At 44.5% G+C, this 24,436-nt stretch carries 28 protein-coding genes and 1 pseudogene; 18 read left to right on the top strand and 11 right to left on the bottom strand.

The genetic code is table 11. The annotated features are described in order from the left end of the window. The first annotated feature begins 6 nt into the window (after positions 1–6). The 10 genes from AWH66_RS24635 to AWH66_RS24590 all read left to right on the top strand — a co-directional run bounded on the left by AWH66_RS24635 (position 7) and on the right by AWH66_RS24590 (position 8,479). Positions 7–981: a TRAP transporter substrate-binding protein gene (locus tag AWH66_RS24635; protein ID WP_063602941.1), complete on the top strand. Its 975-nt coding sequence runs from the start codon at positions 7–9 to the stop codon at positions 979–981. Between the two features lie 83 nt (positions 982–1,064). Beyond that, positions 1,065–1,757 (top strand): L-ribulose-5-phosphate 4-epimerase, encoded by a 693-nt coding sequence (locus tag AWH66_RS26095; RefSeq protein WP_063602940.1) that lies wholly within the window; start codon positions 1,065–1,067, stop codon positions 1,755–1,757. A 10-nt stretch (positions 1,758–1,767) separates the two neighbouring features. After that, entirely contained in the window at positions 1,768–2,589 is an 822-nt protein-coding gene (locus tag AWH66_RS24625) for a Cof-type HAD-IIB family hydrolase (protein WP_063602939.1), read from the top strand. A gap of 17 nt (positions 2,590–2,606) precedes the next feature. Next, positions 2,607–3,095 carry a NanQ anomerase/TabA/YiaL family protein gene (locus AWH66_RS24620; RefSeq protein ID WP_063602938.1) on the top strand — a complete coding sequence of 163 codons (489 nt, stop codon included), beginning with the start codon at positions 2,607–2,609 and terminating at the stop codon, positions 3,093–3,095. Continuing rightward, positions 3,095–4,588 (top strand): FGGY-family carbohydrate kinase, encoded by a 1,494-nt coding sequence (locus AWH66_RS24615; protein WP_063602937.1) that lies wholly within the window; start codon positions 3,095–3,097, stop codon positions 4,586–4,588. The genes AWH66_RS24620 and AWH66_RS24615 overlap by 1 nt, the downstream gene beginning before the upstream one ends. Then, a complete protein-coding gene (locus AWH66_RS24610) occupies positions 4,581–5,225 on the top strand; it encodes a 3-keto-L-gulonate-6-phosphate decarboxylase UlaD (RefSeq protein ID WP_063602936.1) in 645 nt (214 codons plus the stop codon). Before AWH66_RS24615 ends, AWH66_RS24610 begins: the two co-directional genes overlap by 8 nt. A 7-nt stretch (positions 5,226–5,232) precedes the next feature. Then, on the top strand, positions 5,233–5,991 hold the full coding sequence (locus AWH66_RS24605) for an IclR family transcriptional regulator (protein WP_063602935.1): 759 nt from the start codon (positions 5,233–5,235) through the stop codon (positions 5,989–5,991). A gap of 10 nt (positions 5,992–6,001) precedes the next feature. Continuing rightward, positions 6,002–6,871 (top strand): L-ribulose-5-phosphate 3-epimerase, encoded by an 870-nt coding sequence (locus AWH66_RS24600; RefSeq protein ID WP_063602934.1) that lies wholly within the window; start codon positions 6,002–6,004, stop codon positions 6,869–6,871. Between the two features lie 12 nt (positions 6,872–6,883). After that, complete coding sequence (locus AWH66_RS24595) at positions 6,884–7,207, top strand: hypothetical protein (RefSeq protein WP_063602933.1); 324 nt, start codon at positions 6,884–6,886, stop codon at positions 7,205–7,207. Positions 7,208–7,273: 66 nt separating this feature from the next. Next, a complete protein-coding gene (locus AWH66_RS24590; RefSeq protein ID WP_063602932.1) occupies positions 7,274–8,479 on the top strand; it encodes an MFS transporter in 1,206 nt (401 codons plus the stop codon). 118 nt (positions 8,480–8,597) lie between these two features. Here the strand turns inward: AWH66_RS24590 and AWH66_RS26055 are convergent, their stop codons facing one another. The 4 genes from AWH66_RS26055 to pta form a co-directional block, all read right to left on the bottom strand. Next, positions 8,598–8,735, bottom strand: coding sequence for a hypothetical protein (locus tag AWH66_RS26055; protein ID WP_167360992.1), 138 nt, complete (start codon positions 8,733–8,735; stop codon positions 8,598–8,600). Between the two features lie 122 nt (positions 8,736–8,857). Beyond that, complete coding sequence (locus tag AWH66_RS24585; protein ID WP_063602931.1) at positions 8,858–9,457, bottom strand: beta-phosphoglucomutase family hydrolase; 600 nt, start codon at positions 9,455–9,457, stop codon at positions 8,858–8,860. Positions 9,458–9,589: 132 nt separating this feature from the next. Beyond that, positions 9,590–10,348 (bottom strand): sulfite exporter TauE/SafE family protein, encoded by a 759-nt coding sequence (locus AWH66_RS24580; protein ID WP_063602930.1) that lies wholly within the window; start codon positions 10,346–10,348, stop codon positions 9,590–9,592. An 8-nt stretch (positions 10,349–10,356) separates the two neighbouring features. Continuing rightward, complete coding sequence (pta, locus tag AWH66_RS24575) at positions 10,357–11,406, bottom strand: phosphate acetyltransferase (protein ID WP_063602929.1); 1,050 nt, start codon at positions 11,404–11,406, stop codon at positions 10,357–10,359. A gap of 156 nt (positions 11,407–11,562) precedes the next feature. On the opposite strand from pta, the gene AWH66_RS24570 reads away from it, so the two are divergent. Continuing rightward, positions 11,563–12,351, top strand: coding sequence for an IclR family transcriptional regulator (locus AWH66_RS24570; protein WP_006069816.1), 789 nt, complete (start codon positions 11,563–11,565; stop codon positions 12,349–12,351). A 32-nt stretch (positions 12,352–12,383) separates the two neighbouring features. Here the strand turns inward: AWH66_RS24570 and AWH66_RS24565 are convergent, their stop codons facing one another. From AWH66_RS24565 to phnC, 5 genes are all read right to left on the bottom strand, one after another. After that, positions 12,384–13,040, bottom strand: a complete 657-nt coding sequence (locus tag AWH66_RS24565; protein ID WP_063603688.1) for a Qnr family pentapeptide repeat protein — start codon at positions 13,038–13,040, stop codon at positions 12,384–12,386. A gap of 360 nt (positions 13,041–13,400) precedes the next feature. After that, on the bottom strand, positions 13,401–14,267 hold the full coding sequence (phnE, locus tag AWH66_RS24560) for a phosphonate ABC transporter, permease protein PhnE (protein WP_063602928.1): 867 nt from the start codon (positions 14,265–14,267) through the stop codon (positions 13,401–13,403). Further along, positions 14,264–15,139 carry a phosphonate ABC transporter, permease protein PhnE gene (gene phnE, locus AWH66_RS24555; RefSeq protein ID WP_062456353.1) on the bottom strand — a complete coding sequence of 292 codons (876 nt, stop codon included), beginning with the start codon at positions 15,137–15,139 and terminating at the stop codon, positions 14,264–14,266. Before phnE (AWH66_RS24555) ends, phnE (AWH66_RS24560) begins: the two co-directional genes overlap by 4 nt. A gap of 61 nt (positions 15,140–15,200) precedes the next feature. Beyond that, the gene (phnD, locus tag AWH66_RS24550) at positions 15,201–16,124 is read right to left on the bottom strand and encodes a phosphonate ABC transporter substrate-binding protein (protein WP_006069811.1); all 924 of its coding nucleotides are present in this window, start codon (positions 16,122–16,124) and stop codon (positions 15,201–15,203) included. A gap of 42 nt (positions 16,125–16,166) precedes the next feature. Then, a complete protein-coding gene (gene phnC, locus AWH66_RS24545; protein ID WP_038227561.1) occupies positions 16,167–17,006 on the bottom strand; it encodes a phosphonate ABC transporter ATP-binding protein in 840 nt (279 codons plus the stop codon). 278 nt (positions 17,007–17,284) lie between these two features. Between phnC and AWH66_RS24540 the strand changes: the two genes are divergently transcribed. The 3 genes from AWH66_RS24540 to AWH66_RS24530 all read left to right on the top strand — a co-directional run bounded on the left by AWH66_RS24540 (position 17,285) and on the right by AWH66_RS24530 (position 19,729). Further along, complete coding sequence (locus tag AWH66_RS24540; protein ID WP_240495662.1) at positions 17,285–17,716, top strand: MarR family winged helix-turn-helix transcriptional regulator; 432 nt, start codon at positions 17,285–17,287, stop codon at positions 17,714–17,716. A 21-nt stretch (positions 17,717–17,737) separates the two neighbouring features. Further along, positions 17,738–18,943, top strand: coding sequence for a multidrug effflux MFS transporter (locus AWH66_RS24535; RefSeq protein ID WP_063602926.1), 1,206 nt, complete (start codon positions 17,738–17,740; stop codon positions 18,941–18,943). A 123-nt stretch (positions 18,944–19,066) separates the two neighbouring features. Then, a complete protein-coding gene (locus AWH66_RS24530; RefSeq protein WP_063602925.1) occupies positions 19,067–19,729 on the top strand; it encodes an NADPH-dependent FMN reductase in 663 nt (220 codons plus the stop codon). Between the two features lie 13 nt (positions 19,730–19,742). Here the strand turns inward: AWH66_RS24530 and AWH66_RS24525 are convergent, their stop codons facing one another. Together AWH66_RS24525 and AWH66_RS24520 are read right to left on the bottom strand one after the other, a co-directional pair. Next, a complete protein-coding gene (locus AWH66_RS24525; protein WP_063603687.1) occupies positions 19,743–20,216 on the bottom strand; it encodes a peptide-methionine (S)-S-oxide reductase in 474 nt (157 codons plus the stop codon). A gap of 95 nt (positions 20,217–20,311) precedes the next feature. Further along, a complete protein-coding gene (locus tag AWH66_RS24520; RefSeq protein ID WP_063602924.1) occupies positions 20,312–22,072 on the bottom strand; it encodes an SgrR family transcriptional regulator in 1,761 nt (586 codons plus the stop codon). Positions 22,073–22,274: 202 nt separating this feature from the next. Here AWH66_RS24520 and AWH66_RS26050 point away from each other — a divergent pair, with 202 nt between their 5' ends. The 4 genes and pseudogenes from AWH66_RS26050 (at position 22,275) to AWH66_RS24505 (ending at position 24,233) form a co-directional block, all read left to right on the top strand. Further along, the gene (locus tag AWH66_RS26050; protein ID WP_161493973.1) at positions 22,275–22,442 is read left to right on the top strand and encodes a hypothetical protein; all 168 of its coding nucleotides are present in this window, start codon (positions 22,275–22,277) and stop codon (positions 22,440–22,442) included. A gap of 86 nt (positions 22,443–22,528) precedes the next feature. Then, on the top strand, positions 22,529–23,125 hold the full coding sequence (locus AWH66_RS24515) for a sugar O-acetyltransferase (protein ID WP_063602923.1): 597 nt from the start codon (positions 22,529–22,531) through the stop codon (positions 23,123–23,125). Between the two features lie 24 nt (positions 23,126–23,149). Further along, positions 23,150–23,711 (top strand): annotated as a pseudogene (locus AWH66_RS24510) (sugar O-acetyltransferase). 3 nt (positions 23,712–23,714) lie between these two features. Further along, positions 23,715–24,233 carry a phosphoribosyltransferase gene (locus AWH66_RS24505; RefSeq protein ID WP_038227564.1) on the top strand — a complete coding sequence of 173 codons (519 nt, stop codon included), beginning with the start codon at positions 23,715–23,717 and terminating at the stop codon, positions 24,231–24,233. The last annotated feature ends 203 nt before the right edge of the window (positions 24,234–24,436 follow it).

The raw sequence follows: 24,436 nt of genomic DNA, 5'->3' as shown, positions 1-24,436 counted from the left end.
ATCATAATGAAAACCCTACTAAAACTCACGTTACTTGCTTCAACTATCGCAATGAGCTCTAACGTATTTGCAGCAACAACACTGAAATTGGCACACGCAGCACCTGAATCTGATTTACAACAAGATTTATCGTTGTTCTTCAAAAAAGAAGTAGAAGCACGTTCTAACGGCGACATCAAAGTCAACATCTATCCGCAAGGTCAACTAGGCAGTGATAAGCAAATGATCGACGGTTCTCGCGCAGGGATTGTGGATTTGGCGATGGTTGGCCTAAACAACTACAACGGTTTAATGCCTGAATCGGCAGCATTTACCCTACCGTTCATGTTCCCAAATCGCGAGACTGCTTATAAAGTTCTTGATGGCGAACCAGGGCAAGAAGTTCTAGCAAAATTTGAGAAATTTGGCCTGAAAGGTCTAGGGTTCCCTGAAAATGGTTATCGTAACATGACCAACAATGAGAAGCCTATTCGCACTCCAGCCGACGTAAAAGGCCTTCAAATGCGAGTCAATGGTTCTAAAGCACTGAACGATATGTTCAACGAGCTTGGTGCTAACCCACAACAACTTCCAGTATCTGAGCTTTATACTGCACTTGAAACAGGCGTTGTCGACTCTCAAGACCACCCAATTTCTGTAACGCTTTCGTTCAAGTTCAATGAAGTACAAAAATACTTAAGCCTTACTCAGCATGCCTACTCTCCACTAGTTCTTACTATGAACCTACGTAAGTTCAACGGCCTAAGCCCAGAAGAGCAAAAGATCATCGAAGATGTTTCAGCAGAAGCGGTAGCGATGCAACGTAAGCTGAGCATTGAGAAAGAAGACGAGATGATTGCAGAGCTTGAAGCACAAGGTATGCAAGTGAACCGTGATGTTGACGGCGCTGCATTCCAACAAGCTATCCAACCAGTTTGGAGTGCGTATATCGAGAAGAACGGCGATACCATGATCAACAAGATCAAGGTAGCGGCCAAGTAACCATCATCAAGGTTGCCTGGAGCTTATCTGGGCAATCCTTCTTTGTACCCTTTTCCTAAAACACGAACAACGGCAGTTTATTTATGTACCAAGAATTGAAGCAACGCGTACTCGCTGCAAATTTACAACTACCTAAATATGGTCTTGTAACCTTCACCTGGGGCAACGTATCAGAAATCGATCGTGAACTTGGCGTAATTGCAATCAAGCCATCGGGAGTGGAATACGATGTGATGAAGGTCGATGATATTGTCGTTATTGATCTTGAAGGCAATCGCCTCGAAGGTAATCTGAACCCTTCAAGCGATACCGCAACGCATATTGAGCTATACAGAGCTTTCCCTACCATCGGCGGCATTGTTCACACCCATTCACGTAATGCGACAATTTGGGCACAAGCAGGCCGAGATATCCCAGCCCTAGGCACTACTCACGCAGACTACTTCTATGGAGATGTCCCTTGCACACGTTTACTAAGCAAGGAAGAAATCGAGACCGATTATGAGAAAAACACCGGACTCGTGATCATTGAAGAATTTAGCCAAAGAGATATTGACCCACAAGCTATGCCGGGTGCCATCATCGCTGGTCATGCTCCGTTTACTTGGGGTAAAGATGGCTCTGATGCCGTGCACAATGCCGTCGTTATGGAGGAAATTGCAGCAATGGCAACCGCTACTCGTGCTATCAGCCCAGAAGTCGCCATCCAACCCGAGTTGCTCGACAAACACTACAACCGTAAACACGGTAAAAATTCATACTATGGACAGAAATAAGGGCGTTCATATGTACAGATTATTGGCGTTAGATCTGGATGGGACCGTGCTCAACTCAGAGCACACTATCAGCAGAGAGTTGATCGAGACAATACAACAGATTGCAATCAGTACACATGTAATGATTGTTACAGGTCGTCACCATGTCGCTGCGAAGCCTTACTACGACCAGCTTGGTTTATCGACGCCAATCATTTGCTGTAACGGTACCTATATCTTTGACTACCAAAGCAACTCGGTCATTCAAGAAAACGCCATCGACAAGAGCACCGCCAAACAGTTCATCACGCTCTCGCAGGCGCATAACCTAAAAATGGTGATGTACGTTCGTGATGCCATGCTCTACTCACGATCGCGTCCTATTGACTACATGGAGTCATTACTTACCTGGTCACTAACTTTCCCAGAAAACGATCGCCCTAATATTCAGAAGGTGGACGATTTTCAACTGGAAGCTCAACGCTCAGACTACATTTGGAAATTTGTCGTCGAGGGTGACGTGGATAGTTTTGCAAAACTGTCCTTTATCAAAAGCCACTTTAATGGCGAGCGTTCGTGGGTTGACCGAGTCGATTTTGCGGCAACAGGCAATAGTAAAGGCAATGCGTTAAGTCGGTATGTTTTTCCGTTAGGCATCGCACTGGAGGAATGCGTGGCCGTAGGTGACAACCACAACGATATCTCCATGTTGAAGGCTGCTGGTATTGGTATCGCCATGCAAAACGCCGATGACACAGTAAAAAGCACCGCCGACCTTATCACCCAAACAACCAATGATGATAAGCGCGGCTTGGCAGTGTTATTAAAACAACTCTTTCTCAATACTCATTAATAGAAATCGAGAACTCTATGTTAGTTGGAAACACTCAACCTAATTCTATAACCAAGTCATACCCTGCAGTTATCCAAAACGTCTTGGAATACTTAAATAGCCTTGATCACGTATCTCTTACTTTGGGCCGTCATGAATTGCCTGGTTTTGATCCTAATAAAGCGTGGTTTGTTGTACTGGAATACAACAAAGAGCCTTTAGAAAACTTCAAGCCTGAAGTTCATAAATACCATTCTGATTTGCAAATTGTGCTAGAGGGTAACGAAACCATGGCATGGTCTATCGATACGGGCAAGCACACTGACGCCGAGCCTTATTTAGAACAAAGAGACCTGCAATTCTACAACCATGATGGCATTGCACTGAACTTCATTCACGCTACACCAAACCAATTTTACTTGTTCACACCCAATATCGTGCACATTACCAATATCCAAAATGATGATAACCAGCCAGTAAGGAAGCTTGTGGTTAAGATTCATAACGACATACTGGAAGCCAAATAATGAACTACTACATCGGTATTGATTCCGGCGGCACCTTTATGAAAGCCGCGTTATTTGACGCTAAAGGCACCCAATGTGGACTCGCTCGCGTCTCGGCAAGCGTTATCAACAATCAACAAGGTTGGGTTGAGCGTGATTTGGATGCATTGTGGCAAAACGCCGTTGACGTAATTCGACAGTTGCTAGCAACCACTGAAGTTGACCCAAGCCTCATCAAAGGGCTGAGTATTTCTGCGCAAGGAAAAGGAGTGTATCTACTAGACAAGCAAGGGGAAAACCTAGGCTATGGCATCATGTCCTCCGATTCGCGCTCTTTACCCATAGTCAAAGACTGGTTAGATCAAGGCGTTGCCGAGGCGATTTATCCAACAACTTTGCAAACGCTTTGGACAGGACATCCAGTGTCTATCCTTCGCTGGGTCAAAGACAATGAGGTCGATCGTTACAACAATATCGGTGCAGTTCTGATGTCCCATGATTATTTGAGATATCGCCTAACCGGGGAAGTTGCCGCCGAACTGACCAATATGTCAGAGAGTAACCTTTTCAATTCCATCACAGGTGAATACGATAAATCACTTCTAAGCACCTTCGGTATTGAAGAGCTCTGGGATGCACTCCCCCCTATCGTTAAACCGCAGCAGCAAGCTGGCAAAATTACTGCTGCGATTGCTAAAGAGACCGGACTTGCCGAAGGCACTCCGGTATTCGGTGGTCTTTTTGATGTGGTCTCCACCGCAATATGCTCGGGAATAAATTCGTCTGAAGACACGCTCAACTATGTAATGGGCACATGGGCGGTCACCTCTGGCATCTCAAAACATGTTACGAAAGAGCGTCATAACTTTGTCTATGGTCACTACGCCATTGACGATGAATACATTATTCATGAGGCTAGCCCGACTTCGGCTGGCAACTACGAATGGTTCGCCGATTACCTTGGAGACAGTGGTGAGCTCGACCATGCACAAAACCAAACATTGGTGGCAGCCCTAGCACCAGCATCAAGTTCGGTCTACTTTGTGCCTTTCCTTTACGGATCCAATCAAGGCTTAGGATTGAAATCTGGCTTTTATGGTCTTCAGTCTCACCACAGTAAGGGACACTTAATTCAAGCGATCTGGGAAGGAATTATTTTCTGTCACAACCTGCACCTTGAACGGATGCGTCAACGTTTTCCAAAAGCAAACGTACTAAAGGTAACGGGCGGCCCAGCCATGAGCCCCGTGTGGATGCAAATGTTAGCCGACCTAACCGGCATGACAGTAGAGATATCTGATGTGGATGAAACCGGCTCTTTAGGTGCGGCCATGATGGCTATGGTTGGCTCAGGAGAGTTTGCGTCACTTCAAGAGTGCACTAAAAGCATGACCAATTCGATGTCTCGCATCGAACCCAATCCAGAGAACTATTCACGTTACCAAAAGAAGTACCACAACTACCAAAAACTGGTTCAGTTATTCAAACAATTTGAGGATGAAATCGATGCCTAAACCTTTACTGCAAATGGCACTTGACGCAACCGACCTCGATACTGCTCTGATGTCAATAGAACATGTTGCGGACAAGCTTGATGTCATTGAAGTCGGAACTATTTTAGCGTTCGCTCATGGCGTGGACAGTGTAAAGGTCCTCCGCGAAAAATACCCAAATCATACCGTTGTCTGCGACATGAAAATAACCGATGCAAGCGCGATTTTAGCGCGTTTGGCAATGGAGGCTGGCGCTAACTGGGTCACCGTAAGCGCTGCAGCTCATATTGAAACCATACGTTCAGCAAAAAACGTGACTGATAAGTTCGATGGTGAAGTGCAAATAGAGTTATATGGACACTGGACGTTGGATGACGCCAAGGCATGGGTTGAAATGGGAATTACCCAAGCTATTTACCATCGCTCGCGTGACGCAGAGCTCGCTGGTGTCAATTGGACCCAACAAGATTTAGACAAAATGCAGGAATTATCGAATTTAGGAATTGAACTATCCATTACTGGTGGTATTGTGCCTGACGATCTGCATTTGTTTAAGAATCTTTCTGTTAAGTCATTTATTGCTGGTCGAGCGTTAGCTAGCAGCAATGGTCGTGAGGTGGCAGAAAGTTTTCACAATGAAATAGGAAAACATTGGTAGCACGTATATGAGTGAACAAATTAAATCGTTGTCTAAAGCGTTGAGTGTACTCGAATTTCTAGGGAACTATCCGAATGGAATTTCTCTACAAAAAGTGTCTGAGGGCACTGGCTTTAATAAGTCTTCAGTCCATCGCATTTTGGCAACATTTGAAGCCTCAGGATACGTTGCTCAAATGAGTTCTGGTAAAGAATATCGTCTCACTATGAAGCTGGTACAACTCGGTCATGCTGCAATTAACTCTGACGTAACAGGAGCGGTTAAGCCTTTCCTATCAGAGCTACTTAACGACGTTAATGAAACCGTTAATTTTCTGTCGTTTGATGCTGACAATATCATCTTTAAAGACAAGTTCGAGCCAGTCAACGCCGCCTTTCGAACTCGTACCTATGTTGGGTTGCATTCTCCTATGTACTGCTCAGCTGCCGGGAAATGTTACCTCGCATTTAGCACCGATGCGGTACGAGAAACTTATTGGCAACGTAATGTCAGTACAATGAAACCGTTAACTGAGAATACCATTCTAGACAAATCTCAGTTCTTCAGCGTTCTTGATCAAATCAAAGCCCGTGGCTATGCCTTAGATGATGAAGAAAACGAAGCAGGTATTTCTTGTGTGGCTGTTCCTATTTTTGACAAAAACAACACCCCTGTATACGCAGTCAGCGTTTCTTCACTAACTCCAAAAATGAAAGCATTAGGTTATGAAGAAATTGCCAGTAAAATTCAAGACATCAACGCGCGTATAGAGGAACAACTTTTTTAAGGAAAAAAGTATGTTCAACTCTCAAAACAAATTCAGATTAGGTATTTACGAAAAAGCAATGCCAGCGTCTCTTTCTTGGGAAGAGCGCTTAATTAAAGCCAAACAAGCGGGATTCGACTTTGTCGAAATCTCAGTTGACGAAACAGACGAGCGACGCGCCCGCTTAGATTGGTCAGATGAAGAAATCTATCAACTTCGTCACTTATGCGAAAAGCATGAAATGCCTTTGCAATCCATGTGCTTAAGTGCGCATCGCAAATTCCCATTTGGTTCAATGGACGAAAGCATTCGCGCAGAATCCCATGTCATCATGGAAAAAGCGATTGCTCTTGCCTTCAAGCTTGGCATCCGCTGCATTCAGATGGCCGGCTATGATGTTTACTATGAACCTCAATCGGCAGAAACCCATCGCCTTTTTATTGAAGGCATGAAACAAGCAACCAAGCTAGCAGAAAGAGCGGGCATCATGCTCGGAGTGGAGATTATGGATACTCCATACCTAAACTCGCTCAGTAAATTTGAAGTGCTCAAACGTGAGGTTCCGTCCCCTTATTTTATGGCCTATCCCGACGTCGGCAATATTTCAGGTTGGAATCACGATGTGTGCACTGAACTCAGGTTAAGCCGCGATCATCTGGTTCAAGTCCATTTGAAAGATACACTACGCGTCTCAGAAACCTGTGATGGTCAGTTCCGTGACTTGGTCATCGGTGAAGGTCAAGTCGACTTCACTTCGATTTTTAAGACGTTAGCTGATATAGACTATCGCGGGCCTCTCGTTATCGAAATGTGGGCTCAAAACGACAACTGGTTCGAGGATATCACTAAAGCCAAAGCGACCCTCAAATCCATCGCTAACCAATCTGGTTTTGAGCTGTAAGGGGACAACGTTATGACGATTATTCGCACCGCTTTCTTTGAAGCCGAGTTAACCGAAGAACAGAAACAAGATTTCTATCAGTATATGGAAAATGAAGTTGTGCCTATTATTCGCACCTTTCCAAATAACCTTGGCGTCGTTGTTAACAAACCTGAAGCCATCGAAGCCGATAGCCACAAGAACTTGTTGTTGATGATGCAACACAGTTATGAAGACGAAGCGACGATGCTAAAAGCTTTGGATTCTGATTCACGTGTCAGGAGTATGCTCGCCACCAAAGTCATCATTGAGAAATACAATATCCATGTTCATCACATCAACTTTGTGTGTAGCTAGATTTTCTTAATTGAGGCAAAAAGCAGAAGGGTATCTTCTGCTTTTTTTATAGGTAAAGGAGGCACAATGAGAGCATTTCATCTAAAAGATGCCCCACTTGTCTTATTATCACTGATATTTTTTATTTGGGGCTTGATTACCGTTTCAAGTAATTCTCTTATTCCCTACTACAAAGATGCGTTTGCTTTAGACTATAAAATGGCCATGTTGTTTCCAATGGCCTTTTTCATTACGCGAGTGACCGTGTCGCTTCCAACGTCATTCGTTATGGCGAAGTTTGGTTATCGAACCACCATGAAATACTGCCTCTGCTGGTGTTTGTTAGGTTGTTTAGCTATGGCTTATCTTGTTAGGACAGAGTCACTATATCCGACCCTATTAGGCATTCTGCTTATGGCGTCAGGCATTTCTGCCATCCAAGTTGTGAGTTCACCTTACGTATCATTGTTATCTACACCAGATAAAAGTGTCATAAGGCAAAGTATTGCTACAGCGGCAAACTCTGTTGGTACAGTGCTTGGGCCATTAGCTCTGACTGCTATCATTGTTGCAGCAACAACATTAGGTTTCGCAGATACCTCGTTCCATGTGTCGATACTGTTTTTACTGATTACGAGTTTTTTCTTTGGTCTACTGGTGTTTTTTAGCAAAGTAGATCTGCCGGATATCAAACCGAAACAAGTCTCAGGTTTTTGGAGAGGTCTTTTCTGTTTGCTTGGTAACCGAGAGTTTATGACACTTGCTACGGTGCTACTTCTCTATATTGGTGTTGAAGTCAGTTTTGGTACCTTTACCATCACCTACCTTGCAGATGGATCGTATGGCGGCTTTGGACTGATTCAGGCGACGCAGTTTATCGCTGCTTACTGGGTCGGTATGTTCCTTGGACGCTTGCTGTTCGCGAAGTTCGGCCACTGGGTAAATCGTCATGGTTTGTTTTCATTTGCCTGCGTTGTCGCCACACTGATTAGCTTGACCGCACTGTTTGAGCAAGCAAGTTGGGTGGGATTTCTATTATTATTAGTTGGACTATGTAATGCGACGCTCTACCCCATTATATACGCGCGAGCACTACAGGCTTCTGGGAAACATAGCTCTCAGGGTGCTGCAATCTTGATTATGTGCTCGATAGGCGGAGTCATGTTGCCCTTCGCCCAAGCCACATTAATTGACGAATTTTCGTTGAGCATAAGCTACATTGTGCCCGTAATCGCCTACTTGGCCATGACTATTTTGTATTGGTCTAGCTTGAATAAGCACGATAAACCCTGAAATACAGAAAGTGTCTTTCGGGATTAGATTGGATTTAACAATAGGAAGGCTGAAAGTGGAGCTAGATGAATAGCGAGGGGGATATACCCCCGACATCAAAAAAGGTGCTCAGGGAAGATTAAACCCAAGCAGACGCCACTAAAAGGACAATCGCTGCCATCACTACGCTTGCCTTAGCAAAGAAAAACACTTCATTGAAAAAAGAAGGTTTGATTGGCGCCTGGCTGCTTTCGTTACTAATTGCTGTAGCATTCATACTTAATTCCCATAATGGTGTGACACGAGGTCAATTTTGCGCCAATATGTGATCGAAGTCAAAGATATTTGTTGTTTTATTACACCATCAGGAACGCATTGTTGTTAAACATGAGCATACATTCAATATGCTGGAATAAATGCAGTGATCTCACCAGATTCAACCATATAACAGTCCATCCCCGCAGCCGTCGCCGCGTATTGCCCAATCAGCGTATCTTCGAACACAACACAATCTGTTGGGTCTAGATCTAATTGTTCAGCGACCTTTAGGAAGGTATCAGGATTGGGTTTGTGGTTGTCTACATCATCAGAAGTAACGATCGTGTCGATCAATGATGGGATATCTGTGGTAGCTAAAATACCATGCGCGTGCTTAGCTTGAGCGCCAGTTCCAATACCGATCTTCTTGAGTTTGTGCTGCTGTTTAAGAATCGCATAAATATTGGGTATCACGTCGCCTTTGTATTCAATAGCTTCGAAGTTGGCAATTTTATCTGTTGTTATAAGCTGCGGGTCTATGGACAAATTATAGCGTTTCAAAATTTCGAGCGTGACTTTCCTGGATGGCATCCCACCGAGTTGATCCAGCCACTCTTTGTCATAAGGAATATCAAACCTGTTACAGGTCTGCTCCCAAGCACGAGCATGTGCCACCATAGAGTTAACTAAAGTACCATCTAAATCGAAGATGATTCCTTTGTACTTATTTATGTCCAACATATTAAATCTAACTAAACACCACTATACATTAGGCGAAATCGTAACGACCAACGTGAAGCTTGGCTAATGCAACTTCACTGAATGTGATCTGTACGTCACCGTTCAATATCGGTCAAACCATGTAACCAAGAATCAACCCAATGTAGAAGCAGAGACTCCCATTAAATACCCTCCAATAACCATCAAGACACCAAATACCGTCTTCCTTAACTGATCGTTTGATAATGGAGGCGGATAACGCCTTGCGAATAGAGTGACCAAGGCCACAAGCGGAACGGCAATGACAGATAACCAAAGGATACTGGCGCTCAAGCTACCGTCGAAATACACGTAAGCGGTGCGCGAAGCTGAGGTACAAGCGAAAACCATCAACAGCGTGCTGCGCACTAATTCGATAGAAAAAGGCTGGCGATAAAGGTGGTAAACAATCGGTGGGCCCGCCATACCAAAAAGGCCACCAGTGAGTCCCGAACCAAAACCCGAAAATAGAAAAGATGCGGAAGCAGACCGTCGCGTTAACGTTTTCGGCTTAAACATGAAATTGAGTCCAGCCGCTAAGATCATGATACCAAGAAGACCACGTAATATATTGGTTGCCGATTCACTGAGTTGGTCGAGCAGAAATACTCCCGCAACGACACCCGGTATGATGCCAATCACCAAAACCAACATGGTTTTAAGATCACCAGATAACGGTTTACCGGCTAATGCCACCATGCAATTGAACAAAGTAACAATGCTCACGACCGCCGCTATCACAGGTAATGCGACGAGATCAAGGCTCACCGTCAAGCCTATGACAATGATACCAAGACCAAAACCAGTTACTGTCTGAAAATAGGTGCCAATGACTATAGTGGCAAGAATGGCGAGTAACGTTGGTAGATCCATTTGTTTCCCTAGTTGGTTATGCCTTCTTTTATCGAAGTAGGTGAAGTGTGTTCGATGTTTCTATCTTGTTGAGCTTGCACTGCTGTAACCGCAATAACATGAAGAATATCCTCGGCGCAGCACCCCCTAGATAGGTCATTAGCAGGCTGGTTTAACCCTTGTAACAACGGACCTATGGCTACCGCGCCACCTAATCGTTCTGCCAACTTGTAACCTATGTTTCCGGCTTCCAAATTAGGGAATATCAGTACGTTAGACTTACCCTTTACTTGTGAGTCTGGCAGCTTCTTTGCTGCAATTTCAGTAACAATTGCCGCATCCAGCTGTACATCTTGGTCAACAGCGATGTCAGGGCAGCGTTGCTTTACAAGTTGTGCGGCATTGCGAACTTTATCCACGGACTCATGTTTAGCACTGCCGTTGGTGGAAAACGACAACATGGCAACTTTAGGTTCTTCCATTAATAGCGCTTTGGCGCTGGCTGAAGCTGAAATCGCGATAGACGCCAGCTCTGCTTCATTCGGATCGATGACCAATCCGCAATCACTGAAAATCAAACCACCTTTGAGGTTATGAAAAGGCTCACATAGCATCATTAAAAAGAAACTTGATACTAGCTCGCTATCTGGCGCAGGACCGATGATTTGAAGTGCCGCACGAACCACATCAGAAGTAGTGTACACAGCACCATTGACAGTGCCGTCGCCTAGCCCTTCTCTTACCATTAGATTGGCGAAAATAAGCGGGTTTTGCACCTGTTCGAGCGCATCGTGGTAAGACATACCTTTTGCTTTACGCAATAGGTATAGGCGCTCTGCTAACACTTCTTTAAGCGGTGAACTCTGTGGTGAAACAACATGAATGTCAGCAAGACTCACATGATGTCGCTCCGCAGCCTCTGCAATGGTTTGCTCGTCACCAACCAAGGTAATGTATGCCAATTGCTTATCGACAGCCATGCGAGCAGCGGTAAGCACACGAGGGTCTTCTGCTTCACTCAACACCACTCGCTTACGATCCAAGTGAGCTTTGTTGACAATCCTTTCTATCGCCTTCATATAACAAACTCCATTTATCGAGACGTATTGTTCCATAATTTTATTTCATGTTAATGACACTAATACAAAAGATCAAATTTTATTCAGAAAATGGATATATACTAAATTGGAATGTACAATCTTAGACTTCGACGTATCGCAAGGAAGAATGACTCTATGCCAACAGAAACACCACAAGTTCAAGGAGATACTCCTACGCTCAGACTTTTTGCACTATTAGAGGTGATAGCGCAAAAAGACGAGTTCATATCTCTACAAGGATTAGTAGAAGAAACGGGATTACCAAAGCCAACCCTACATCGTATGCTGCAGCAGTTAGAGGCCGCAGGCATCATTCAAAAAGATGGGGATGAAAAGCACTATAGCTCCGGAATTCGTTTGAGAAAGCTAGCCGAGAATTTGTTGCTAAATAGCACCATGCACAGTGCCCGCCGCACGATTCTAGAAAACCTACGAGCCGAAGTAGGCGAAAGCTGTAACCTGACGGCGCTCTCTAGTGGCGAAATCATTTACCTCGATAGAGCAGAGACTGAAGCACCGCTTCGCTTCCACTTACATCCAGGCTCGCGTGTTCCTGTTCACTGCTCTGCAACAGGCAAACTGTTTCTCGCGCATATGTCGAAGTCACAACGTAGACGCCTGATTGAAAATGTTCCGCTTACTCAATATACCGTGAACACCATCACCGAATACTCAGAATTGGAAAAAGACATTGAGGAAGCAAAGATTCAAGGTTTCGCTATCGATGATGAGGAGTTCTTACCTGGCTTGGTGTGTATTGCGGTTCTGGTACCCTCTCCAACCGGGCAATCTAACCTCGGTTTAGCGATACAGGCTCCGGTTATTCGCGTTAAACCGGATGAAGCCATCAAGTTCTTGCCTGCACTACAAAAAGCAGCGAAGGCACTGGCAAAAATAGAAGCCGATAATTGGGGTAATGATTAACCCCAAACCTGATGAAAAGGCACCGAGAGCACTTAGCCCGGTAGAACTACCAAACCCAGTGGCTCTAAAAGCTGCTCTTGTTGCCAGTCGCAAATTTTTACCCCAGTGAGATCCACTCTTCTGGGGTCCAGCCCCTCAAGATCTACATGACACAAATCCGCCCCTTGAAACCGAAACTGCGACCAAGCGTCAGCTGAGAATACCCCACGGCTGAGATCTGATTCTTTTAATGACGCCCCCATTAAGTTAGCCCCAATCCAACGGTTCTCAAACAACTCGCACTTTTCTAAAACCTGTCGCTCTAGGTTGGCATAAGACAAGTTACAACCCGTGATATACGCAGAACAAAAATACATAGTGTGACTGACTTGATTGGCAAATCTTGCACGCTGGAAATTCGCCCCTTTCAAGTCACATTCACGTAGCTCTATGCCAAAACAATCAGCTCCTTCAAAATTACACATGGCTAACTGGCAATTATTAAAACTGGCATCCTTCAAATTGGCATAGTCAAAATGACATCCTTCTAGGTCCGAGGTTTCGATGAATTTACAACGCTCAAACCTTGCATCCGTGAGATCTGACCGAGCAAAGTCACAGTGAAAAAACTGACAGTTTTCAAAAACGGCTCCAGAAAGATCTTGCCGAGAAAAGTCATGCTGACGGTAGACTTTATCTTTTATATTCATACTGTTACTCCTTCGTAGAACCAAAAGACTAACATCGATAACGTCATTATTCGAGAATAATAACTCCATTAAAAACAACATGTTAAAACATGCCAAAATCGCCATTCTAAGGCACCTAGAGGCCCCCAGGAGAGCGAATAAATTCGCTCGAGAACGCTCAGATGTTGAAAAAAGTTTTGTGGTATATCGAGGCACATAGGAGCAACAGGTAAACTTATAAATTGAACGTTCGCTCAATTTATAAATGAACGAATGTTCAAGTATGAATATGGTTAAATAACACGTGGATAAAGAATGAGATAAAAGATTCAAGGCAGATTTGCAAGGCTAGCCTAGACTGACTAGCCCTTTACTATTTTGCTAGTGCTTTTCATAAAGCGGGACATTCTCTCCCACAATGTATTTCTGTCTAAGAATACTCGATACCTTATCCAGACCCATGATGATGGCGACAAGAACCAGCGTAATAAACGTCACTACATCCCAGTTCCACAAGCGCATGTTTTCCGCATAAACTAAGCCGATACCGCCAGCACCAACAAAACCTAAAACCGCCGCAGAGCGAGTATTTGATTCCAATTGATACAAGGTTAATGCAAGAAAAGTCGGAAACGACTGAGTAAAGATGGCAAAACGATGTTTCTGTAGATTATTTGCCCCCAACGCGGTTAAGCCACGTGACGGTTTTTTATCTGCTGACTCGTGACTCTCTGCATACAGTTTCCCAAATAGCCCTAGATCTTGAACGAATACCGCCATTACACCAGCAAGAGGCCCTAAACCCACGGCACGCACAAAGATCATACCCCAAATCGCCATATCAATTCCGCGTAAAACATCGAACACACGGCGCATGAAGGTAGCAATAAAGCGAAATGGCCCCGTCATAACATTGCGAGCAGCCATAAATGACAAAGGCAACGCCACAAGAGATGCCGTTAACGTGCCGCCGAATACAATCGCCAGTGTTATCGCAATTTGCTTAAAGTAATAGGCAAACGGCCAATCCCAAAAGTCTCGCCATACAAACATATGCATAAAGTAGCTTATGATTTTGCTATTGCCCATTTCAAACTGCTTTGAAGACACACCAAAGAAAGTAAAGAATAAGAAGTAATACACCAAAACGCTGCTCGCAAGCACTGCAACAATGGTTAAATAACGTTTTTGTTGCGAGAAAATCGCTTTATTTTCTTGTTTGATTTGCTCTAACGTTAGTTCCGTCATTTTACATCTCCACTGATAACTTTTTTGCGTAGCACACCAGACGTCATGTCTATGAGCGCGACGACAATGATGATCAGCAACAGCGTGATGCTGACCTGATCATGTCGACCCAAGCTAATATTCGTCATCAACTCTTGACCAATACCACCCGCCCCAACTAAGCCAAGAATGGTCGATGAGCGAAAATTGATTTCAAATCGAAGAAATATATACGACAGAACTGTTGGCTTAATCTGCGGCCAAAAGGCAAAACGTAGTCGTTGGACTGGTGTTGAACCACACGCCGTTAAACCTCGAACTGGCTTATCAGAAATGGTCTCGATGGATTCATAAAACAGCTTGGTCAAGCTACCTATCGTATGCAGTGTCAGTGCCACGAACCCTGGGAACGTTCCGACACCATAAGCCATCACAAACATCACCGCCCAGGCAAGCTCCGGCATGGTGCGCAAGAAGGCAACAAAAGAACGCACTGCCACTCTGACAGATGCAGGCGCATAACCATTACTGGCGGCTAAAAATGCCAAGATAATCGCAATAACTGATGAGACTAGAGTCGCGGCGATCGCAACATTAATGGTTTCCCACAATAGAGGGATTTGAATCGGTAGTCGGTAGCCCCAATAGATGAGTGAACCCGGAACCGCACGGCCAGTCTCATCACGACTGGCGAATAAGACATCCCATGACAACTGAGGAAGTGTGTCGTAGATATAATCAAAAAGTGCAGGCGCGTTATGTAAAATGGTTGAAAGGCTAAACTCTGCATAGTGCCCAGAAAGCAAATAAAGCAGCATAAACATGGATGACCACATAAGTGCATCCATCTTCTGCTTACGACGAGCCTGTTGGTAATATTGTTCAAACTGCATGAAATTGACCGTAGAAGTAATAAGCTGGCAGCGCCTGCCAGCTTTATAATTGGAGGGGGGATTAACGCTGAGCGAATTTAGTCGCTTTAACTAAGTCGATGATTGACTGGTATTCAGCTACACTGGTCTCTTCTAGGTGAAGCGATCCACCCGCCGCTTTGCTAAAGCAAGCGTTGTCTTCACGGTCCAGTTTCTTCACAGCAGCAACAAGCTTATCTTTGAAATCGGGGTCTAGACGGTTGCTAACAATAGTTGGGCCATTAGCGATAAGTGGCGATTCCCAAATAATGCGGATTTTTTTCATTAGGTCAGCGTCGTGGTCCATATAACGTAGCAACGCCCCGGCGCTATACCCTTTATCTGCATCGCCCACCATTGATGACCAAGTTACCGCAGCATCAAACTGACCGTTAAGAACACCAACGATATCTTGCTCATGTCCACCAGAGAAGTTGACCGATTTGAAAAAACCATCAAATTGATTATCCATATTTCCACCCAGAGTGTTTTCTAGCTGGTTGTTTGGAATAAGGAAACCTGACGTTGAATTTGGATCAGCGAAGGAGAACACTTTACCTTTCAAATCTTCAATGGACTGATAAGGGCTATCTTCTTTAACCAAAATAACCGAGTGATAGCCGCGGGAGTTATCCGTGTTATCGACCGTGATACCAACTAAGTCCACCGCTTTAGGATCGCTCAGATATATTTCAGCATAAGACTTAGGTGACATGTTGATAACCAAATCAATCTTCTCACCTAACAAACCTTGAATTACAGCATTGTAGTCACTTGAGTTGCGGATATTGGTTTTTACACCAAGCTCGGCATTGAGAAAATCAGCAACACACTGGTTATCACCAATTTGGTCTGCTGCATTTTGTCCACCTAGAATACCGAGGTTGATTTCACTTGGAGCAGCCGCACTTGCGTTAAAAGTCATAGCTGATGCCACGGCGATACCAATAGATAGAAGCTTTTTCATCACTTGTCCTTAAAATTTATTGTGTCCAGATTTCCGATTGGATTAGTTGATTTGGTCGATCTCATCGCCATAAAGGCGATGCAAAACATCATCATTGAGGCCAGAAGGATGTCCGTCGTAAATCACCTTACCTTTGGCAAGACCGATTACTCGGGAGCAATACTCCTGAACCAGTTCGATTGAGTGAAGATTTACCATTACCGCCACACCATCACGGCTGACTTTTTGCAGCGCTTCCATAATGCGAACGGTATTTTTTGGGTCTAACGAGGCCACTGGCTCGTCGGCAAGCAGGATCTTGGGGTTTTGCATCATCGCACGACAAATCGCCACACGTTGTTGTTGTCCGCCAGAGAGGTTTTCTGCGCGTTGCAGAGCGTACGGCAACATGTTGAGCCACTTAAGCAATTGGATAGCTTGAGCTTTGTCTTGGTCGCTGAAGATTTTAAGCAGCGATTTAAGCGTCGACGTATGACTCAAACGTCCAAGCAAGACATTGGAAATCACATCCAAACGAGGCACTAAGCAAAAATCTTGGAAAATCATGCCACAGTGAGTACGCCACTCACGAATTTCTTTTCTCGACATCGATAGTACGTTGTCAGTCGATAAGTCTTTATGCACATTAAGAATTTCGCCGCTGGTCGCGGGGATGGTGCCATTCAGCGTATGCAGCAACGTGGACTTTCCCGCTCCAGAACGGCCTACCACAGCAACAAATTCACCAGCGTGAAGATCAAAGCTGATTCCATCTAGAACCACTTTTCCTTGTTGGTAGGACTTAGTCAAAGCGCGAGTTTCAAGAACTTTTCTACCCAGTTGTGGCGATGCAAACTCTTCTGCATCCGATACAACCGTCAGTTCAGGCATGGTCATGGCCATAAGTTTCATTCCAGTCAATAGTAGTTATTGATTGAATATTAGAGCGTGGATTTTTGACGAATTTGGGATAGATTTGTGACTAATTTATGAACAAACAAAGTGCACCATTCAATAGAACTACGCCAATAACTACTTTTAATTCAATATATTAAGGAGCAAAAACTGAGCATCTATGATTTTTGTTCTTAGAACAAAAACTCAAAACTGTGACTAATTAGTTGATCTAATCAACTAATTAGCTAAAATGGTTGACTAGATCAACTAATTGGCCTTCATTGATGACAATAGACTATCGAGCAATTAATCACGCCTTACGTGAAATTCGAATGAAAACCCGCGGCAAAATGGTAGCGGAGATCACCCGTCAAAAAGTCGAGTTTTCCCCCCTTGAGCATAAAGCTATGAGTGATATTCGTACCTTCGGCGGCGCGTCTCAGCAGAAGTTAGTCGAGTCAATGAACCGAGATAAAGCCCAAATTGCGAGAATTATCGCAAGGCTTCATCGTCAAGATCTCATCATCAAACAAAGTTGTCCTAACGACCGACGCTCGGTTGCACTTTATCTCAGCCAGAAAGGGGAAAAGCTTTTGGAACGCCTCGACCAAGTCGAAATGGAAATGATAACGGAAATGCTGACTGGGTTTTCTCAGACCGAAGCAAGCACACTGAAGCAGCTATTAGAACGCGTTAATGACAACTTGAGTTACTAATTTCACCCACAGGAGAATCATTTGACATCAACACAACCCATCCTTGGGCAAAAAGGCACTCTATTTTTTCTGGTTATTATCAGTGCATTTCCACCATTAACGATTGACCTTTATCTGCCAGCTTTGCCTACCATGGTCGATATATTTAATACCACTGAATCAATGGTAAACCTCACGTTAAGCAGCTATTTCGTTACTTACGCGATTGGGCTTCTATTCTGGGGGCCGCTGAGTGAGAAATTTGGTCGCAAGCCAATTTTATTGATAGGTATTGGTGCTTACATGCTTGCCAGCATTGCCTGTGCGATGGCAGGAAGCATTGAGCACCTCATTAGCTCAAGGGTACTACAGGCGTTTGCTGGTAGTGCCATTACTGTCGTCTCTACCGCTATCGTCAAAGATATGTTCGAAGGACGTGAGCGCGAGAAAATCATGGCCACCATCATGTCGCTCGTGATTATTGCGCCAATGGTCGCTCCCGTACTCGGTGCCTTTCTTCTCAAAGTCGCATCATGGAGAATGATGTTCGTGACCTTGGCAGTATTTGGCGCGTTTGCCTCCATCTTAGCCATGTGTTACCGCGAAACACTGCAAAGTCAGTATACGGGCTCTTTGGCTCGCTCTTGGACTCGACTTGGCGTGGTAATGACTAATCCAAGATTCGTGATGCTGCTGTGTATTTTCTCAATCGCACCCATGGCGCTTATGGCCTTCTTAGCAGCAGGTTCGTACATTTACATCAATGGTTTTGGCCTGACTGAGCAAGAGTTTAGTTACTACTTCGCGTTCAATGCGATGTGCGCCTCTTTAGGCCCTTCTATTTACATGAAGTTATCCCGCCATACCTCAGTACAAAAAGTCATTACTTTATGTTTTTTGATTTTGGCATTGATGGGTGTGTTAACGCTCACTATTGGTTCTACCGCGCCTTGGGTCTTCGCATTAATAGCCGCTCCAGCGACGCTAATGGTTATTATGATGCGAGTGCCTGGTACCAACTTGATGCTTGATCAGCAAGACAAAGACACCGGTTCGGCTGTGGCATTGATTCAGTTTTTTGCCATGATTTGTGGCTCAACTGGCATGTTATTGGTTTCCATGCGTCCCGACGCACTCATCGCTAATTTAGGCATGATTCAGCTCGCAATCGGCATTTTGGGTGGTCTATTATGGTTTGTGGTTCGCAACCGAGCATTTGTCACTGACAAGCTGGTCAAAAGTGTCTAATTAACATCCTAAGAATCGGAAAAGGGGCACGTGCCCCTTTTTTGTGACTTCTCATTGCAACAAAATCCAGACCCTTTAAGCTAAAACGAACAACATCAGAAAACACTAGGGAAGTATTAGATAGTGAAGTTATTGATTTTTCTTGGTTCTGTAAGAGAAAGCACCCCACCTCGCCCCGCACGACTGGGCGTAAGAGTCAGTGAGGCTTGTCAGTCTCTGCTAACGCGCTTTTATCCCGAGATTGACGTGGAAATCATCGACCCTCTTACTTTGAGTTTCGATGCGGTTTTTAAACCTGAATTTGCTTACAGCCGAAGTAAAGTACCAGAAGATCTAAAGCAACTGGCAGCGAAGATTGAACAAGCTGATGGTTATGTGATGGTTTCACCTGAGTACAATCACTCCATGAGTCCAGCACTCGCACACCTTCTTAACCACTTTGGCAGCTCTCTGTTTTCTTATAAACCCAGTGCAATTGTGACCTATTCTGCTGGACAGTGGGGAGGCGCTAGAGCAGCCGTTTCAATGCGAACTTTTCTCTCCGAGCTAGGCTGTTTGCCAGTATCTGCCATGATTCACATTCCCAATGCTGCTCGCGTATTCAATGAAAAAGGTGAGGCTCTAAGCGAAGCATCTCAACAAGAGTGGGACAGCTATATGAATCGAACGCTGGCTCAGCTTATTTGGTGGGCGGAAAGTGCCAAAGTTCAGCGCAGTGCCAACGATCCAGCCGAACTTATTCATGCGTTTCAACGCGATCCTTCACAGAGGAACGCGCCAAAATAGTCAGCACTTGAGGCTATTTTTTGTACTTATGCAAAATAGTCTTGGGTATATGACAATAATCATTCGGGTGAAGAGTGAGTCGGTCTTGATGTTCGTCATCACTCTTTACGAAGTTACTAAGTGGCAACACCTCTACCATGATTTTATCTGCATCGGAACGCTCGGCAATGTAGCGTTTCACTCGCTCAAGATGTTGGGGATTTACACTATAAACTCCAGTGCGATACTTCTCTCCTACATCTATCCCTTGCTTGTTGACGCTGTAGGGATCAATGATTTCAAAAAAGAAATCCATAAGCTGCTCAATCGACACTTGGCTCGCATCAAATTGAGTTCGAACACACTCAGCGTATCCATCGTAATCACACTGTGTGGTACTCGCACTGCCATTGGCTCTACCCGCTTCGGTATTTATGACCCCAGGTAAATGTCGCATAAACTCTTGGACGCCCCAAAGGCAGCCACCAGCGAAAACTATCTCTTGCATCGTAAATTCAGTCATCCACGTCTCAAACCGTCGGCTACTTTAGCAGAATTATGCCAACATCAACTCCAACCTGTTGTTAAAGTAATACAGAAACTCTACTCCTCGACCCAGACGCTCTTAATATCCGGCCAGCCCCAGATAGTCATGGATACGCCTTGCAGCTGGTCAGCAAAATTCAGAGTTTGCTTATGGTGAAACAGCGGGATTATCCATCTATCAGAGACTAACGTCGATGCGATCGGTTCAAGGGCCGTCATGTATTCCGTAGATTGATTCTGTTGTTTCACTTGTTCAAGCTCATGTTGCAGCCATTGCTCCGTGGACGGTGTTAGGCACTGTCTTAACACTCTATCGGTCGCAAGCCAAATAAACGCCGAAGACGGTCGGTTGTCATCCAAACTCATGCTGGTGAGGATAATCTCTTCCTCAAGCTTATGACGCGCACACAGTTCATAAAAGTCGGCATGGCTGTATTCGTTAATCTGACAGCTCACGCCAACCCGCTCCAACAAATCGGCAACTACTTGGGCGCTTTCGCGTAAAGCATGATGTTGGTAGATGGCGATATCTAGCTTCTTCGGCAAAGGAGATATCTCTGCTGGAGGAATCAATACTTTCATCCAGCTTGGCAAAAGGTTGTATGCCGCAATGCCCTGAACTCTAGCTGCGTCGTTATTGGACAACAGTTGCAACACCGACCTTGAATTCATCAACTGACCAAGATAGTGACGCTGCGTGCTATCCAGAGCTGCAGTGTGGTTGAACATTGCCAGTAAGCAGCCATCCTCAATCCGGCTCTGAGGAGTCGCCTGAGTTGATGGCTCAGTGCCGCTTTCAGTTGAGACCAAATGACTACAAACAGCATCATAGGGTGTAGGTAAATCATGAGTAACAAGTGAGGTAGAACAACTGCTTGTTCCTGCTTTTGGGAGTTGCCAGATCGTCACGCTGTCTGATAGTGCACAAAGGCCGTGATAATGTTCAAACGCCTGTAAATCAAGCTGTTCCTGAGAATGCTCGGCTAGCTTAAAGGGACCACTACCAATACGAACGGAATTATTTTCTAATTGAGCGCTCGGTAATACAGAGAATCGGTAATCCGCTAGCAGTGCAGCAAAGCTTGGCTCTGGCTGAGACAGAGTGAACTCAATACACAATCGCCCCACGGCGCAGATCGTCACAACATTAGCTAACAAAGAACAATAATTAGGGTGCTGTTTAAGACGCATGAAGAGTTCAGCAATGGTCTCTGCATCTATTGGTGCTTCGTCATGAAATCTAAGATGAGGTCTTAGATAAAATCGCCAAGTTAGCGCCTGCGAGTCATAGCGCCAATGATGAGCCAGATCAGGTTCGACATTACCCTCACCGTCACAGCGCGTCAAACAAGAGAATACTTGTCGGGTTAGGAATCGCTCACTATTTCGTAACGAATTGGTGGTATCCAACGGTGACAATAAGCGGTCATAAGTAAGCTGAATATGAACTACGCCTTCTCTTACTTGCGGACCGGCAGTTTGTTGTAACACTTGTCCGAATAACGCTTTATCCCCACCTAATAGTTGCAGTGCTTTTTCATAGTGACCTTGCGAGATATGCTCTGACGCAACATTGACGACCAACGTGCTCTCAGAATGGTTGAGATGAAGTATCGAGCGTTGATTCCGTCCCACTTTGGGTTGCCAATCGATCCACCCTTTCTCGTCAAGCTGTTTAAGTAAGGTTCGACTATGCCGCGTGCTGGTAAACATCAGCTCCGCAAGCTTATCTATTGTGGTACTGATGTCTTTATTCGTTCCTAATACCGCTAGACGTTGATAATACAGCCGTGCTCTATCGTTACTTATTTCCGGCATTTCTATATCACCTTAGTTCCACATAAGACCAAAAATCAGGCAAACATAACCTAATCCAGACAAATTAACGTTAAATGTGGAACTAAACAACACCAATTACTCAGTTTTTGCCCTCCTATTAATTGTTCATAATCTATCTCGAGTCTTGAACACCAACAGCTCCACACCACATGACTGTGCCACGATTAATGAGGACTAAATTATGTTGAAAGCCATCAAAAACGCACTCACATTCAATCTTTCTGAAACCGATCTCGATGAAGCGATGGTCTGTATTGAGCAAGCTGTCAGCGAATACACAAATTCATTAATGGCTCTATATGAGTGGGAAGAAAACACCAATGAGAAGCGGCTGTCAGATTCGAATTAAACCTTTCGAAGTCTGTGGCTTATGGATAAATCGCAGTGCTAGGATATCGATCATTATCCAATACCAGCTTAATAGTGAATACCTACATGAATCCAATGTCAAAACTGCACAGTCAAAATGTCTATGTTTATGATGAAGCGCTTGCTGAACGTCAAACTGAGTGTTTAGAAACACTGTATGACTTTAATCATACCCGCCCTAGCGAGACCAAAAAACGTGAACAAATAATGCATATTCTGTTCGCAGAAGTTGGTGAAGATTGTTATTTAGAACCTCCAGTACATGCTAATTGGGGTATCCATACCCATTTTGGTAATAACGTCTACGCTAACTTCAATCTCACGCTGGTTGACGATACCCACATTTACATTGGTGACCATGTAATGATTGGGCCTAACGTAACCATTGCAACGGCTGGACACCCTATTGAGCCTGAGATGCGCAAGGTTCTAGCTCAATTCAATATACCTGTTCACATTAAAAATAACGTTTGGATTGGTGCTAATACTGTCGTGCTTCCGGGCGTGACTATTGGAGAAAACAGTGTCATTGGCGCTGGCAGTGTGGTGACGAAAGATATTCCTGCCAATGTGGTGGCAGTTGGTAACCCTTGTCGAGTACTCAGAGAGATTAATGACCGCGATAAAACCTACTTTTACAAAGATCGTCGCTTTGATGAGTAGAGCTTAAAACACTTGAGTAACCTTATGACTGAAAGAGAGAAAATGCTTGCGGGACTTCACTATGATCCAAGTGAGCACACCTTGGCGACGCTGCGCACCGCAGCGAGCGATCTAATCGAACAATACAACCGTACTTCTCGTCACCAAAGTAATGACAGGAAGCAATTGCTCCAGCAGTTGCACTATTGGTGGTGAGATTAAAATTGAACCAAACTTTCATTGCGATTATGGCAAGAACATTCATGTGGGCACCAACTTTTACATGAACTTTGGCTGTGTCATTCTCGATTGTGCCGAAGTACGAATCGGCGATAACTGCTTTATTGGCCCTCAAGTAGGGCTATATACCGCTTGCCATCCACTGGACCCTACAACTCGGAACACGGGTATTGAGTTCGCTAAACCCATTACGATTGGAGATAACTGTTGGATAGGAGGGCACGCAACGATTAATCCTGGTGTTATCATTGGTAATAACGTTGTCGTTGCCTCAGGTGCAGTCGTTACAAAAAGCTTTGCAGATAATGTCGTGATTGGTGGAAACCCAGCGCACATCATTAAACATCTCGAAATAGAAGAGGCGTAGCCAATGAAGAGTAAACATATTGGAGAGTTGGTTCTCAGTACAGAGCAGATACAAGACGGCGTAATTGCGATTGCGGACGTGCTTAATAACGACTTTGAATCTGCGGTCATCATCAGTGTTGTTCCGGGAGGCATACTGTTTACTGCCGATCTCGTCCGTCACCTCACCTTTGACATAAAAATGGACTATATTTCCTGTCCTCATACTCCTGGCGATAGCAACAACTCTTCAGAAATTGTTTATCATCAGAACATAAGCATTGAGGGTCAAGACGTCATTGTTATCGACGATGCGATTGAATCAGGAGGAACGATGAAGCGACTGGTCCAGTATCTTGCTGAGAATTTTGCCCCGAAGTCGGTCTCTATTGCCACTCTGTTCGTAAAACCCGGTCGAGTGGATATCCCATTCCAACAGTTTTACGCCTATGAAATGGAAAACGACGACTTGCTCGTTGGTTATGGCTTACCGTGGCAAGATAAGCTCAGAAATGTGCCTTATGTTTCTAAGTTAGTGAAATAGCCTAAACCCTTACTAAATTACAACAGATAGAGGAGAGCTAAGGCTCTCCTCTATTGATAGACCAAAATTAGATTATTTCTCAATAACCGATGCAAATTCTTCAGCAAAAGCACGGAAGGTTCTTGGCTTTTTGCCGGTAACTTGCTCAACGGTAGTTGTAACTTCTGCGTAGTGACCCTCACCAAACCACGCCATTATTTCCG

The sequence above is a fragment of the Vibrio barjaei genome (assembly GCF_001639065.2).
Taxonomy (GTDB): Bacteria; Pseudomonadota; Gammaproteobacteria; order Enterobacterales; family Vibrionaceae; genus Vibrio; species Vibrio barjaei.
This window is presented reverse-complemented; position numbering and strand designations above follow the sequence as displayed.